Raw genomic sequence first — 13,745 nt, 5'->3', positions numbered from 1 at the left:
TGCCGGCTCACGCCCCAGTATCAGGGCGCAAGCTTGATCGAATTACGAAGTAAGGTTGCGTTGTAGGCGGCCACGATCGGATCGTTCACCGTTGCGGTCACGAGGCGGATCTGCTGCATCACCTTGGCGTCCTCGACGGATGCCGCGTTCGACGCATAAAGCACGTCCTTGTTGCGCAACTGGAAACGCGTGGCCAGAAAATAGCCGGCCGGATCGCGGAAATTGATGTTGTAGACGACCGGGATGATCGGCCCTGAATATTTGCTGACGTCGACGCCAAGCTTGGCCGCCACTTCCGGCAGTTCGCCGCGATAGACGAACACCGAGGCCGGATCGGCGGAGGAGTCATTTAGGCCGCCCGCCTTGGCGACCGCTTCGGCGAGCGAGATGCGCCAGGCCTCGAAATTGAACTGGCCCTGCGCGCCCGAGGCGCCGAAGGCGACGAAGGTCTGCGGCTCGCGGTAGACATAAATGGTGTCGCCGGGATGGGCGTAGATGTTGCTCTTGGGCTCGTAGACCAGCTGGCCGAACGGCACCGTAGTACGTTTGCCGTCGCGCTCGAGCATGACCCATGTGTCAAAGCCCTGCCCTTTCGGGCCGCCGGCGCGCGTGATGGCGTCGAGCACGTGCTCACCCGCTGCGTTGGCGGGGAAGCGGTTCGGCGAATTGACCTCGCCGAGCACGGAGATCAGCGAGGTGCGCTGCTCGATCAGGGCGACCACGGCCTGCGGCTCGATCGCGCGGTTCTTCAGCGCATCGACGATCGAGCGCTGCACTTCGGTCGGCGTGCGGCTCTTGGCGCGGATCGCGCCGGCATAGGGCACCGAGATGTTGCCGTCGGTATCGACGTTCTGGTTCGGCAGCGTGATGTAGTTGCCGGGGCGCACGCCGGCCTCGACCGGAATGAACAGACCGCCGGCGGCGGCCTCGAAGATCGTGACGCTGACGACGTCGCCGATGCCGAAACGGATATCCTTCGGCGGCGGGCCCTGGATGCCGCCGGCAAGTTGCGGCGAGAATGACGCCAGCACGTTCTCGATCTGCGGTGTGATCTTGACCATCGCATAGGGCAGGCTTTCGGGATCGCGCTGCCCGGCCACGACATCGGAGCTCGTCGGACCGTTGGTCGGCATGTAATGGCAACCGCTGACCCAACAGGCGGCCGCAAGCAATAACATTACCCGAATGAAAACCGCACGCGACATTTAAATACTCCGGCCGTGCCGTAACACGCCGACTATCATAATCACAAGGTTCCGCGATATATTGCGATGCAATTGATAAATAATGTTAGCGAGGTGAGGCAATTCGGCGACATCGGCGCACCGCCGTGAGACAAAGCCCGGCGCGCCGTCACTCCGGCTTTGATTTCGTCCGATGTTCCCGTTATCTGTGAATGAGATGGTTTGAGTTAACCGATTGAGGGTTCGATGACCCGCATGAAGCCACTTCGATGACCCGCATGAAGCCACTGGCGATCGCGTTGGGAATGGTCGCCTTGCTGCTGGGCGGTTCTGTTGGCAGCTCGGTTTTTGCCGTAGAACTAAGCGTTTCCCCGGCGCCGCGCGCCGTGCAACGGGTCGGCGGCAATTGTCAGCGGCTGCAATATTGTCATGGCGACGTCTGCCAGTGGAAACGGGTTTGCTGGCACGGCTGTCCCGATCGCTACTCCTGCGCACCGCTCTACGGCGCCTATGGACCGTATGGCGGCCGCGACTATTGGGCCGCCTATAGTTACGGCGATCTGCGCCCGTTCTGAATGTTAATCGATTAACAAACCCACTGGCCATTCGCGCGTCGGCCGGCGCCGCGCCGGCCCGTTTTCGGCGTGCGGATTAACCCAGGCTTAGGCCCGGCCCGCTACCGTGCGGGCGCAGGGTTTGGTTATGTTATTTATTTTCCTTGGCAATTTGATCGGCGGCGCCGTTCTCGGGCTGCGTCAGCACTGTCTGGTGCTGGCGCCGGTGGCACTTGCGGAGCTCGCGCTGCTGGCCGCCATCGGAGTCGCGCGCCTGTCGTGGTCGGAAACCGCGCTGCTCATGATCACCGCGATCGTAGCGCTGCAAGTCGGATATCTGGCAAGCACCTTCGCGCCGCTGTTCTGGTCTCGCACCTCGACGCCACGTCTTGCCCTGCGCCGTTCGCAATAACAGGGCATAACACTGCCCCCTTTGGCGTGGCCGATTTCCGTTGACCTCGCGGCAAGCCCGGGGCATCCCGCTGTCTTGCGTCTCATCCTCCGCAGGACCTCCCCCTCTCGTGTGGAACGTCACGGCTTTCATCTGCATCTTGATCGGGGCGTCGGTTCCGTTGGGTCTCATCGACGCATCGCTCGCAACGGGTCCCGTCGGCGCGGCGACGTCGCTCGGGCTGCTCGCAAGCCTCGTGGCGATCCGTCCAGGTGAGCTGTCGTTCCTGAAGTCGGTCGCCGGGCCCGCTGTTGCGGCGGCGCTTCTACCGATGCTCTGGATCATCCTGCAGATGCTGCCACTCGCTTCCTTGGCACATCCGGTGTGGAAGTTCGCCGGCGAAACACTGGGAGCACAGCTCAGCGGCAGCATCACGATCGACACCGGCGCAAGCCTCGGCGCGCTGCTGATCTGGCTGTCACTCACGTCAGTCATGATCACCGCCGCCGCGATCGCGATCGACGCCCGCCGCGCCGATGTGGTGGCCCGCACCATTGCAGCAACGGCCGCCGTCGCGGCCCTGATCCTGCTGCTATCAAGCGATCCGGTCAAAGTCTGGCTTGGCGCTGCGCGCGATGAGACGGCAAACGGATTCCTGGTCGTGGTTCTCGTTGGCGTTCCGCTCGGCCTTGCGCGCGCGCTCGACGTCGGTGGACACGCCGATGGCCGCACCGCAGCCCAATTGACGCGGCTGCGCTGGCTACTCGCCGCCGGCGCGCTGTTCTGCGCCGCCAGCGCCTGCTGGTACGGGGGGCGCGGCGCCGCGATCGCACTCGCGGCGGGCATCGCCCTCGTCCTGATGACCTTTGCCGCGCGGAAGCTTCATCTGCACGGCTGGAGCAGCGCTGCTGCTGCGGCGGCGATCGCGCTGATCGCCCTGGCGACGGCGATCGCCAACCGCCATCCCGACGTGCCGCTTGCGGTCGCCTTTGTTCATGCACCGTCCGAGTTCGTGCAATCGACTCACAATCTGCTCGCCGACCTGTCCGCGCTCGGCAGCGGCGCCGGCACCACGGCAACGCTGGCGTCGACCTATATGGACTGGCAGGGCGCCACCACGCGGCCGGTGGTTGCGACCAGCGCGGCGGCCTTGATCGCCCAGTTCGGCTCCGCCATGTTCTGGACTTTAGTCGCGGCTATCATCGTCGGCATCGCGGCGTACACGGCCGGTGCGCGCAATCGCGGCCGCGACTGGTCCTACCCTGCATCGGCCGCAGCCGCCCTGCTGACGCTGCTGCTTGCCAGCTTCACCTTGCCGGAATTGCCGGCGCTGCCCGGAGTGATCGTGTTGGGAGCCGTGATCGGAACAGGACTGGCACAGCGGATCAGCCGTTCACGGTTGCAGGCGGGCTAGACGCCAGATGCGCAGCTTCCTCCAGCGTCTTGTCCGCCAGACCGGCGATCGCGAACATGAGGGCGACGAGACCTGCATCTACGCCGTCGGTGATATCCACGGCCACGCCGACCTGCTGCACGAGATCTGCGCCCGCATCGATGCCGACATCGGTCGGTTCCGGCCGGCGCGACCGATCCAGGTGTTCCTCGGCGACTATATCGATCGCGGACCGGATTCGCGCGATGTCATCGCCATGCTCGATCAACGCCGCCGCACCCGCAGCATGGTCTGCCTGCTCGGCAATCACGAGGCCTGCCTGCTGGAGTTTCTCGTCAATCCCGACATGCTCGCGCAATGGCGGCAGTTCGGCGGCTTGCAAACGCTGATGTCCTACGGATTGACGCCCTCGCCCAATCCCGACGCCTCCGAACGAAGGGCGCTCGCCCGGCAATTGATCCGCGAGATGCCGCCGGCTCATCTCGCCTTCCTGCGCTCTCTGCCGCTCTGTTATGTGCACAAACGCTACTTCTTCGTCCATGCCGGCGTCAGGCCCGGGGTCGCGCTCAACCAGCAGCGCAAGGAGGATCTGCTCTGGATCCGCGACGACTTCCTGATGTCGGAAGATGATTTCGGCAAGGTCGTGGTCCACGGCCATACGCCGGTGCATGAGGCCGAGCTGCTGCGCAACCGCATCAATGTCGACACCGGCGCCTATGCGACCGGCCGCCTGACCTGCGTCAAGCTCGAGGGAGCACGGCGAACCCTGCTGATGACCGGCAACCGGGCCGCGCGCCATGGCTGACGCGATCGGCCGGAATGCGAGGCGCCTCTCGCCTGCCTTCGTGCCCGCCGCCGCCGTGATCGGCGCGGCGACGCTGGCCTTGTCGGCCTGGTGGCTTGCCGGCGATGCATTGCGCGGCAAACCGGCGATCGCCGCAGAGGTCGGCATGGTCCGAGGCGAGCTGTGGCTGCGCGACGGCTGGAGCGAATTGCAGACGTCGCCGGAGGCGGCCGAAGCCGCGTTCACGCACGCGCTTCGCCTCTCGCCGATGGACGCCGGCGCCTGGTTCGGCCTCGCCTCGGCAACGGGACGGTTCGACTGGCTGAACCCGACCGCGTCGAAGGCGCTGAAGATGTCCTACTACACCGGCTTCAACCGCAGCGACCTGATCGCGCCGCGCCTGATCCTGCTGGCGCAGGTCGACACCACGCGCGATGTCGAATTGGTCGATCTGCTGCAGCGGCAGATTCGCCTGATCCTCACCCGCGCGCCGGAGCTGAAGGGAGCGATCGGGCAGGCCTATCGCGTGGCCGGCGACGCTAACCGGCGCATCATCGAGGCGGAATTCAAGGACGCCAACCAGAGCATTCCGGAGTAAGGCGCGCCTGGCGCCGGATGCCCAGCCGTCAGATGCCCTTGTGACGCAGCACCGCGCCGACCGTGCGCAGCAGGATGCGCAGGTCGAGCACGAAGCTCCAGCTCTTGATGTAGATGAGGTCGTGCGCCACGCGTAGCTGCATGTCCTCGATCGCCGGCGTCGCGCCGCGCAGCCCCTGCACCTGCGCGAGACCGGTGATGCCGGGCTTGACGTGCTGGCGCTGCGCATAGCTCGCGATCAGCTTCGAATATTTGTCGTCATGCGCCAGCGCGTGCGGCCGCGGCCCGACCAGCGACATGTCGCCGCGCAACACGTTCACCAGCTGCGGCAGCTCGTCGATGCTGCGGCGGCGCAGCGTCGCACCGATCCCGGTCAGCCGCGGATCGTTCGGGCGGGCCTGCGTGATGACATCGCCATCCTCGAGCACGTGCATCGAGCGGAATTTGAGGATGGTGAATTGCTCGCCGTCGAAGCCGTTGCGGCGCTGTCGGAACAGGACCGGCCCCCTGGAGTCGAGCTTGATCGCAATCGCCGTTCCGATCAGCAGCGGCGCGAACAGCACCAGGAGGCCGCTGGATGCCACGATGTCGAACAGCCGCTTGCCGGCGCGCTCGAGCGAGGTAAGCGGCGAGCGCTGCATCTCCAGCGTTGGGATCGGGCCGGTCGCCACCATCCGCAGCGCCAGGAACCGCTCCGCGGTCCGGTCCGGCAGCAGCCGCACCGGCAGCGGCGATGCCCGCAGCTGATCGCACACGAACTGGATGCGCGGCTCTTGCTGCCAGGGCATGGCCAGGATGATCTCGTCGGCGCCGCACTCGCGGGCTGCACGAATGGCTGACGCGACGGCGGCCCGGTCGCCGGCGTCGTCGGACGATCCGGAGAGCTGGACCCGCCGCACCTCGCTGAGGCCGAAATCGCTCAGCAGGCTCGCTTGCCGCACCCGGGACAATTCGTCCGCCATCCCGACCACGACCGCGCGGCGCGTGGCCAGAATGCCGCGGTCGATCGCGCGTTGCAGCGGCGCCTGCAGCAGCATCCGTCCGGTGACCAGCCCGAGGCCGCCGATCAGGCCAAATGACATCACCGATCCGCGCGAGACGCCGGAACCCACCTTCAGAAGGAAGATGATCAGGGTCATCAGCAGAACGACCAGCAGCCATCCGCCGAGCAGGCTGCTCCAGCGCCGGTCGAGACCGGCCAGCACCTGCGCATTGTAGAGGCCCTGCGACTTCGCCACGAACATGTGAAGGATGGCGGCGAGGACCCCGATCCCTAGAAAACCCTCGAAGCTGTTGCTATAAACCGTGTGGTAGTAAAAGAGGTGATAGGCCGCGCCGCCGACGATGCTGGACAGCACGACGATTATCATCTCGAAGGCGACGGCAAACACCTCGAGAGAGGCGAAAGCGAACGAGAAGGCGCCGAAGTTAACCGGTACCTTCGCCAATCGAGCGTCCGAAAGGTCGGTCATCGGGAATTAACATTCGTGTTAACAATTCATATGTGTATTATCAGGCGGGTCGTGAGCTCGCAAGACCTGCTGCGGATATCAGACAGAGAGCGCGCATGAGTTCATCGGCTGGCGAAACCGAGGCCGCGCTGGTGGCCCTCCTCCATCTCATCCGCCTGATGGGCGCCGAACTCGTCGCAGGCCAGCACCGCGACGACGTCGAGGTGCTGGTCAAGGCGATCGAGACAAAGCTGCGCGCGGCCCGCTTCCCGGCGGACATGCCGAATCAGGACATCGTCAGAGGTCTGGACCTTGCACAGGCCAGACTGCGTCCGATCTTCGAAGAGCTGCGCGCAAGGTCGGAGAAGGCACATCTGAGCGACCAGCTGCTGCTGGCTCCCAGGCCTCCACGCATCCACTAACGGATAGCTAACGGATAGCTGACGTCAGCTTTGGGCTTCACCACGGCGGGGCAAGCCGCTCCCGCCGCTGGACCTGAGCGCAAGCTTCTCCTCGATCTTCATTTTCTCGAGCAGCAAGTCGGTCACGATCCGGCGCAGCCGTTCATTTTCCAGCCGTAATTCATCAATACGGTTATGGACAGGGGGGATCCCATCTCGATCATCGGTGCGAGCGGCGAATTCGGTAACACTACCATTCGCCTGGTGGCCACGTGCGGCCTCCTGCTTGCGCCAGCGATGAAATGTCATCACGCTAACGCCCAGCACCTTGCACGCTTGGGCCTGGGACTGCCCCCGCGCCATGAGTTCCTCGGCCTGTTTGACCTTGGAACTGATCTCCTCAGTAGAATGACGCCTCATTGGTCATCTCATTGCCCCCTAGATTAGCAATCATCGCATGGCCTATAAGCTATGTAAATGCAACAGGAAATTCAAATTGAGGGTTTCCCGGGGGCCTTTCGGGAGCCTCGAACTTGCCGGTCGGCAGCAACACATAGTGCGAAGAAACGCCGAAGCTGCAAGGTATTTACCGGAATATACGGGGAATATTCCTCCGCTGAAAGGGCCCGATAAAAAAAGTTATACGACTTTCTGTGTATGAGAGTTTGATCTGGATAACTGGCGCACTGTTTGCATTCTCAAACGGGAAGCAAATGAGAATATTCAATCGGTCCCTCGACAGATTGTGAGTGCGCCATGCCTCGCCGCGATAATCGCCTCATCGGCCAAGCGCAACTTTCACAAATTTCTAACAAATTAATCCCGCAACTTTCGCGTCGGACCGCTTGCGGGCGTACACGCCCAGCAGTAGTTACTAGGACGTCAGGTGTCATGAGGGTTTCAACATATTTGAGGATTATTTTCACGAGATCTAACGCTCATAACTCGATCCACGAATTATCAATTAAGCGCTTTCCCACCCAAGGCCATCAGGCGGAACCACGTCCGCCCGATAATCCACGAACCATTCTGCGCTGACGCTTGTCAGAGCCAGTCTCTGATCAACATTTTTTGCGAGGATCGACACCATGGCGCGTCTCAAGGTCTTCGAGGGGAACCAACCCGCGTCCAGCGAGGCGGCCGACATCCTGGAACGCCTCGTCGCAGAGAATTGCGAGCTCCGGCATACCGCGGTCGAACTGGTCTTGCAGAATTGGATCCTGCGCGAGCGTCTGTCCGATGTCGGGGCGCACAAGTCCGTGCCGCAGGAACACTGACCGCCCCAACCCTCACGACCGCGATTGTCCGCAGCAACGTCCGCCAGCTCGCCTGAACGAGCATTGGGCCGGCGCATTCTTCAATTTAGAATTGAATTGTCCGCAGCTGCAGGCGCGCCAGCATGCTCGCCGGATTGGCGAGGATGTGGCCGCATATTTTGCCGGTTAGAAATAGGCTGACGAACTTCAGCTGTGAACCCGGCGCAGCGCGACGCGCGGGGTGTTCTGCTCACGAGACATGCCGAACGAACGCGACGAGCCCGGGCGTTCCTGGATTTCACGTAACTCAGCGATATCAAGCATCAACGCAACGACTTCGTTGCGCAGCGATTGATTGGTCGCGAGCAACGCCTCTTCGATCGGCTGATGCAAATGTTGAACTTTGTGCTGCTTCATGGCGCGCCCTCGCTCTGCGGTTAAGGGTATGAGCGATGTGATTGAAGTTTCGATGACAGGGTTATTCCGCGCACATGGAAGGCGGTTAATGGGGCAGGTTTGCGACCAACACGGCTCCAAGTTAAATTTTCTCAATCAGGTTCCACAACCTGATCGCGAGGCGCTCGATCGGCGGCCTTCGATGTGTCGTACCGATGAGTTGGCAGCGGCAGCGATAAGGCGCGCGGCTGGACAACGCGACTCAATGCGGGGCAGAAGCTCTACCAAGCGCATGATATTGCTCGGTGATCATTGATGGCTGCCTGTCTTGCAATGCTGAACGCGCATTGTCGGGCTAACACAATGTCGCCGTGTTACAGCGATCGCACGTCGAAGGACGCGTTCAGCTGCATACAAGATATTCTACCAAGCTGCTCCGTAGACGCAAAATCTGCTGCTGCCATGTCCATCAAGGATCGCAGAGTGTTTCGATCGGTTGCGAATATTGAAGCAGCTGACGGTTCTGAAGCGCTCGAGCAATCCAGCGAAATGAATTCAACGCTGGGCATCGGATCAAGCGCGATTTCGCCTCCGCCGGACCCAACCGCGCTAACGCTATTCTAATTCAAATGAGCGGGACCGAGCGTCCGGCTTGATCAGAGGGAGCGAACGCCTTTCGCGCGCTTGGCGCTCCATTCGCACGCGCTTGCAAGTCGCCACGAACAGCAGCGACAGCGAAGATTCGCCATAAGCATCGCTAATTCGCCACGCGTCGCGATCGCGCGCTATTTCGATTTAGGAGGCGTATCGTCGTCCATCTTGCCACCATTGGCGACGCACTTGTTGAAATAGTCCCGCTGGGCTTTCGCACCGCCCCGCGCGCTACCGGAAGCGGGATTGCCGGGCTGCAGCGGCGGAAATGCCTTCGCCACCAAAGCATCGCAGGCGCGTGCCACCTGCACGTCGATCGCGTGCGCCGGAACCGTCGCGCTGAAGATCATGATCACGGCTGAAGCGACCGCAAAACCGGAGATAACTCGCATTGCCACGCTCCGTTCCAAGCTGAACCATTTTTTTCTCGAGCCCGGACCCGCAAGGCGCGCACTAAAGCATGATCCGGAAAAGTGCGAAGCGGTTTTCCATCGCGACAAACGCGGATCGCGTTTGCGCGAAGATCAAGCACTGACCACGAGTTAAAACGCGACGGCGATTCTCGCGGGGCCTAGGTCCGATCGAGGTCGTGATAGGCCCGATACCAGGCGACAAACCTGGCAATGCCATCCTCGATCCGCGTCTGCGGGCGGAAGCCGATTTCACGCTCCAGGTCGGAGACGTCGGCCGACGTCTGCGGTACATCTCCCGGTTGCATCGGCAACAACTGCTTTTCGGCCTGCCGCCCGAAGCCCTGCTCGAGCAGCGCCACCACGTGCATCAATTCTTCCGGCCTGCTGTTGCCGATATTGTAGACCCGCCACGGCGCCCGGCTCGAACCCGGATCGGGATGCGCTCCCGACCAGTTGACGTCGCCCTCGGGCGCACGGCCGATCAACCGCACCACCGCCTCGACCACGTCGTCGACATAGGTGAAGTCGCGCCGCATGTTGCCGTTGTTGAACAGCTGGATCGGCTTGCCCTTGGTGATCGCGTCGGCGAACGCATAGAGCGCCATGTCGGGCCGATACCACGTCCCATACACGGTGAAAAACCGCAGCCCGGTCGTCGGTACGCGATACAGATGGCTGTAGGAATGGGCGATCAGCTCGTTGGCCTTCTTGGTCGCGGCGTACAGGCTGACCGGATGGTCGACATTGTCGTGGACCGAAAACGGCAACTTGGTGTTGGCGCCATAGACTGACGATGAGGACGCAAACAACAGGTGTTTGCACGCGGTGTGCCGGCAGCCCTCGAGGACGTTGAGGAAGCCCTCCAGATTGGAATCCGCATAGGCGTGCGGGTTCTGCAGGGAATAGCGCACGCCGGCCTGCGCGGCGAGATGCACCACGACCTCGAAGCGATAACGCTCGAACAGCGCCTTCATGCCGGCGCGGTCGGCGAGGTCGAGCTCCACGAAGGTGAAGCCACGGTGCTGCTTGAGCAGATCGAGGCGCGCGCGCTTGAGCGCCGGATCGTAATAGTCGTTCAGATTGTCGAGGCCGATGACCGGCTGCCCTGCACGCAGCAGATGCTCCGCCAGATGGAAGCCGATGAAGCCGGCGCAGCCCGTGACGAGTAGATTGCCTGCGATCACCACGTTTTGCCTGTGCCTTTCGCCTTGCGCCGGACCTTCGGGAAACGCCGTTACACGCGGCAGCCGCAGCTGCCTGCACGTTGCGCGCCGCTAGGCGTCAGTTGCCGGCGGCCGGAGGCTTGTAGTCCGGAAAGCGGCTCAGGACCGCGGCCTTCATGAACTTGAAGTGCGCAATCTCGGTCGCCAATTCCTTCAACCGGCGCTGGCCGTTGGAGATCTCGGCGTCAAACAGGTCTTGATGATAGTTGTCAAGCGCCTCGCGTTCCAGATATTCGTCGGTGCCGTTGCCGAGGGTCACCGCGGCGCGGGCCAGAACATCATCGACACGGCGGCCAAGACCAGATTGCTCGCTTTCGGCCGCCTGCAACGCGGCCTCGATCGCGGCCATGATCGATCCGATCCGGGCGCGATCGGTCTCGGCATCGCGCTCGGCCGAGCGTGCCTTGAAACCTTCCTCGCCGCGCCGCGACCTGATCAGGTCGTGCGCGCGAGACCGCAAAAACAGCTGAAACATCTGTCAGTATCCGGTTCGGGCCCATTCAGGCAGCACAGGTCAAAAATCGCCCGGTCTTAGTTAAAAAAGGGTGAATTGCCCTCATGCCCGGCCCTCAGGTCGGCTTTCCACTTGATCCAGGCCTTGTCGTGCTTGTCATAGAGTTCGAGCCACCGTCCCTCTCCCGCTGACGGCACCAGGCCCGTGCCCTTATCGCCTCCGTCCGCCAGTCCCGGCAGCGAGGAGTCCAGGTCCTCGAACTCCGACGTCTCCTCAAGCGTCAGGCCGACCAGCACGCGCTTGCCACTGACATCGACGACATACCGCCTTGGCGAATGCCCCCTGAGATCACTCATGACGTGAAAGTTCCCTTGCGATCCGCGGGGCTGGCGACGAGATCAGGCGCACGCCGGCGCGCAACCAACCCGCCTGCCGCAACGGACGCGGACATGATGACCGATTGCATGTTGCCAGCCAACCCCAACTCACCACGCACAGTCGCGCTACCTCGATCGAACTACTCCGCTAGAACGCGCGACGCATGTGGCCGAACGCACTGACCGGCTGTTCCCGCCTCGACGATTTCGCGGCTGATGGCGCCACATACGGTGCATAGATCCGATATTGCGCGCGGCGCTTGTGCGATCGCCACGAGCGCGCAGCGAAACCGGAGAAGAAGCCTGCGACGAACACCGCCGCGAGAATCAGAGCAGGAGAAACCATCACAATCGTCCACGTTTGCCCCGATGTTATTAACATTCGAAGTTGTGACGACATCATGATTGGACGCGCCGAAAGATTGTTCAGCCGCTGGAATTTTTGTGCAATCGAACGGCGCAACAATGATCAGGCGTCAACAATGGTTGTTCTCGCGAGACAACGTCTCAGGAGAACCACCAGAGCATGAATTTCAGGAACATCGAGCTGAGAAGATAAATCCACCCCGCCATCGCCAGCACCGTCAATCCGACGAAGACACCTGAAACGCTTTTCTCCTTGAGGCGGGCCAGCAACGAGTTTTTTTCTTCTTGTGAATAGAACATCTCAGGCTCAGGACGTATCTGATTCAAATCAGCTAGCAGTCAATTTCGATGATCTCGTGGCGCGTCGCCGCAGCCATTCGCCTCGCGCATCACAGATCACCGCTGCAAAACGCCGCCAGGCCGCACGTCGTCGCTCAGGGAAATTCCATTCGACACGATGTGGAATTCGATGTCGGCGATCGCGACAGCCCGCGCGCCGGAATTTCCACTTGCATTCTGATCCGATCGACGTCGCGTCCGTACGTCAAGACGATCGTGCGGCTTGACCATGCGATGTGGCCCGCATGCGAGGGCTTTGCGCAAAGGCGAATCTGCGATTCTCTAGGACCGATCTGAAGGGGGAGGCGGGGATGGCGTATCGGCAGGTTGATCAAGCGAGCTTCGCAGATGCGCTGGTGTCGCGGCGGGGGAAAGGGAGTTCGGTGCTGAGGCGGATTGGCGAGCTGGTCGATTGGGCGGCTGTGGAGTGCGTGCTGCGCAGCCTTGCTGAACCGGAGCGTGGAGCGCCGCCCTATCCACGGCTGGTGATGTTCAAGGCGTTGTTGTTGCAGCAATGGTATGGGTTGTCTGATCCGGAGCTGGAGGAGGCGCTCGATGATCGGGCCTCGTTCCGCGAATTCTGCGGCTTTGTGCTCGGTGACGAGACGCCCGACCACACGACGATCTGGCGCTTCCGCGAAGCTTTGCAGCAGGCCGCTCTGGAGGAGAGGCTGTTCGGCGAGATCCTGCGCCAGATCGACGCGCGCGGGCTGGTGCTGCGCCGGGGCACCTTGATCGATGCGAGCCTGATCCCGGCGGCGGTGAAGCCGCCGAAGCCGCCGAAAGACCCGCTGCCGCTCGGCCCGGACGGGCGTGCGCCGAGCAAGCTGGTCAACAGCGAGCGGGATGCGGATGCGCGATGGACCAAGAAGGGTGGCAAGCGGTACTTCGGCTACAAGGCGCATGTCGGCGTCGACCAGGGCTCGGCGATCATCCGTCGCAGCAAGCTGACCGACGCTGCGGTCAACGACACGGTGCCGGCCGACGAGTTGATCTGCGGCGACGAGAAGGCGGTCTACGCCGACCAGGCCTATGACAAGCACGAGCGCCGCGCCCTCCTCGCGGCCCGGGGCATCAAGCCGCGGCTGATGTTCCGGCCCAACAAGCATCATCCCCTGACCGCGCGTCAGAAGCGCTTCAACGACGCCGTGGGACGGCGCCGCGCCCCGGTCGAGCAGGTCTTCGCGCGCCTCAAGGGCGTCTATGGCTGGGCGCGCGCTCGCTATCTGGGCTTGGCACGCAATCAGACCCATCTGCATCTTCTCTGCCTCGCCATGAACCTCAAACGATGGGCAATGCTGCGTCCAGCGGGAGTTGCGCTGTGACCGCCGCTCCGCAATGCCGTCAATCGGCCGCCCAAACCAAGCTGTCCACTCCCCCGCGCCCCCAGAAGCCACGCAAAAAAAGGCCTGACACTGGCCTGCACTCGCGCACGCCCGATTGCGCAAAGCCCTCGCTTGCGGGATAGCCGCGCGCCGGAAGCCCGTGCGATCGACCGAACGCATTCTTCCCGGG

General features: G+C 62.6%; 18 protein-coding genes. 8 read left to right on the top strand and 10 right to left on the bottom strand.

Going from position 1 to position 13,745, the window contains the following annotated elements; genetic code table 11:
• Nucleotides 1-20: 20 nt before the first annotated feature.
• Nucleotides 21-1,133, bottom strand: coding sequence for a polysaccharide biosynthesis/export family protein (locus tag ACE10X_RS15770; protein WP_080583562.1), 1,113 nt, complete (start codon nucleotides 1,131-1,133; stop codon nucleotides 21-23).
• Between the two features lie 320 nt (nucleotides 1,134-1,453).
• On the opposite strand from ACE10X_RS15770, the gene ACE10X_RS15765 reads away from it, so the two are divergent.
• The 5 genes from ACE10X_RS15765 to ACE10X_RS15745 all read left to right on the top strand — a co-directional run bounded on the left by ACE10X_RS15765 (nucleotide 1,454) and on the right by ACE10X_RS15745 (nucleotide 4,904).
• Complete coding sequence (locus ACE10X_RS15765) at nucleotides 1,454-1,759, top strand: hypothetical protein (protein WP_304556406.1); 306 nt, start codon at nucleotides 1,454-1,456, stop codon at nucleotides 1,757-1,759.
• Nucleotides 1,760-1,865: 106 nt separating this feature from the next.
• Entirely contained in the window at nucleotides 1,866-2,150 is a 285-nt protein-coding gene (locus ACE10X_RS15760) for a hypothetical protein (protein WP_157788137.1), read from the top strand.
• A gap of 160 nt (nucleotides 2,151-2,310) precedes the next feature.
• Complete coding sequence (locus ACE10X_RS15755) at nucleotides 2,311-3,543, top strand: hypothetical protein (protein ID WP_375764294.1); 1,233 nt, start codon at nucleotides 2,311-2,313, stop codon at nucleotides 3,541-3,543.
• Nucleotides 3,544-3,550: 7 nt separating this feature from the next.
• A complete protein-coding gene (locus ACE10X_RS15750; protein ID WP_038387961.1) occupies nucleotides 3,551-4,327 on the top strand; it encodes a metallophosphoesterase family protein in 777 nt (258 codons plus the stop codon).
• Nucleotides 4,320-4,904: a hypothetical protein gene (locus ACE10X_RS15745; protein WP_038387962.1), complete on the top strand. Its 585-nt coding sequence runs from the start codon at nucleotides 4,320-4,322 to the stop codon at nucleotides 4,902-4,904. Before ACE10X_RS15750 ends, ACE10X_RS15745 begins: the two co-directional genes overlap by 8 nt.
• Before the next feature lie 28 nt (nucleotides 4,905-4,932).
• Here the strand turns inward: ACE10X_RS15745 and ACE10X_RS15740 are convergent, their stop codons facing one another.
• Nucleotides 4,933-6,351, bottom strand: a complete 1,419-nt coding sequence (locus ACE10X_RS15740; protein WP_244436008.1) for an undecaprenyl-phosphate glucose phosphotransferase — start codon at nucleotides 6,349-6,351, stop codon at nucleotides 4,933-4,935.
• A 119-nt stretch (nucleotides 6,352-6,470) separates the two neighbouring features.
• Here ACE10X_RS15740 and ACE10X_RS15735 point away from each other — a divergent pair, with 119 nt between their 5' ends.
• A complete protein-coding gene (locus tag ACE10X_RS15735; protein WP_038387964.1) occupies nucleotides 6,471-6,776 on the top strand; it encodes a hypothetical protein in 306 nt (101 codons plus the stop codon).
• Nucleotides 6,777-6,800: 24 nt separating this feature from the next.
• Here ACE10X_RS15735 and ACE10X_RS15730 read toward each other — a convergent pair whose 3' ends face one another.
• On the bottom strand, nucleotides 6,801-7,175 hold the full coding sequence (locus ACE10X_RS15730) for a helix-turn-helix domain-containing protein (RefSeq protein WP_304556407.1): 375 nt from the start codon (nucleotides 7,173-7,175) through the stop codon (nucleotides 6,801-6,803).
• Between the two features lie 668 nt (nucleotides 7,176-7,843).
• On the opposite strand from ACE10X_RS15730, the gene ACE10X_RS15725 reads away from it, so the two are divergent.
• Nucleotides 7,844-8,032, top strand: coding sequence for a hypothetical protein (locus ACE10X_RS15725; RefSeq protein ID WP_038387966.1), 189 nt, complete (start codon nucleotides 7,844-7,846; stop codon nucleotides 8,030-8,032).
• 186 nt (nucleotides 8,033-8,218) lie between these two features.
• On the opposite strand, the gene ACE10X_RS15720 is transcribed toward ACE10X_RS15725, so the two are convergent.
• From ACE10X_RS15720 to ACE10X_RS15690, 7 genes are all read right to left on the bottom strand, one after another.
• Nucleotides 8,219-8,428 (bottom strand): hypothetical protein, encoded by a 210-nt coding sequence (locus ACE10X_RS15720; protein WP_016841790.1) that lies wholly within the window; start codon nucleotides 8,426-8,428, stop codon nucleotides 8,219-8,221.
• A 764-nt stretch (nucleotides 8,429-9,192) separates the two neighbouring features.
• Nucleotides 9,193-9,450: a hypothetical protein gene (locus tag ACE10X_RS15715; protein ID WP_244436009.1), complete on the bottom strand. Its 258-nt coding sequence runs from the start codon at nucleotides 9,448-9,450 to the stop codon at nucleotides 9,193-9,195.
• Nucleotides 9,451-9,629: 179 nt separating this feature from the next.
• The gene (locus ACE10X_RS15710; protein WP_375764293.1) at nucleotides 9,630-10,658 is read right to left on the bottom strand and encodes an NAD-dependent epimerase; all 1,029 of its coding nucleotides are present in this window, start codon (nucleotides 10,656-10,658) and stop codon (nucleotides 9,630-9,632) included.
• Nucleotides 10,659-10,752: 94 nt separating this feature from the next.
• Nucleotides 10,753-11,169 carry a hypothetical protein gene (locus tag ACE10X_RS15705; RefSeq protein ID WP_038387967.1) on the bottom strand — a complete coding sequence of 139 codons (417 nt, stop codon included), beginning with the start codon at nucleotides 11,167-11,169 and terminating at the stop codon, nucleotides 10,753-10,755.
• Nucleotides 11,170-11,225: 56 nt separating this feature from the next.
• Nucleotides 11,226-11,504, bottom strand: a complete 279-nt coding sequence (locus ACE10X_RS15700; protein ID WP_038387968.1) for a hypothetical protein — start codon at nucleotides 11,502-11,504, stop codon at nucleotides 11,226-11,228.
• Between the two features lie 169 nt (nucleotides 11,505-11,673).
• The gene (locus tag ACE10X_RS15695) at nucleotides 11,674-11,988 is read right to left on the bottom strand and encodes a hypothetical protein (RefSeq protein ID WP_157788140.1); all 315 of its coding nucleotides are present in this window, start codon (nucleotides 11,986-11,988) and stop codon (nucleotides 11,674-11,676) included.
• 44 nt (nucleotides 11,989-12,032) lie between these two features.
• Nucleotides 12,033-12,191, bottom strand: coding sequence for a hypothetical protein (locus tag ACE10X_RS15690; RefSeq protein ID WP_016841796.1), 159 nt, complete (start codon nucleotides 12,189-12,191; stop codon nucleotides 12,033-12,035).
• A gap of 350 nt (nucleotides 12,192-12,541) precedes the next feature.
• Here ACE10X_RS15690 and ACE10X_RS15685 point away from each other — a divergent pair, with 350 nt between their 5' ends.
• On the top strand, nucleotides 12,542-13,555 hold the full coding sequence (locus tag ACE10X_RS15685) for an IS5 family transposase (protein ID WP_304556408.1): 1,014 nt from the start codon (nucleotides 12,542-12,544) through the stop codon (nucleotides 13,553-13,555).
• Nucleotides 13,556-13,745: the final 190 nt, after the last annotated feature.

Source organism: Bradyrhizobium sp. Pha-3 (genome assembly GCF_042258325.1).
Taxonomy (GTDB): Bacteria; Pseudomonadota; Alphaproteobacteria; order Rhizobiales; family Xanthobacteraceae; genus Bradyrhizobium; species Bradyrhizobium elkanii.
This window is presented reverse-complemented; position numbering and strand designations above follow the sequence as displayed.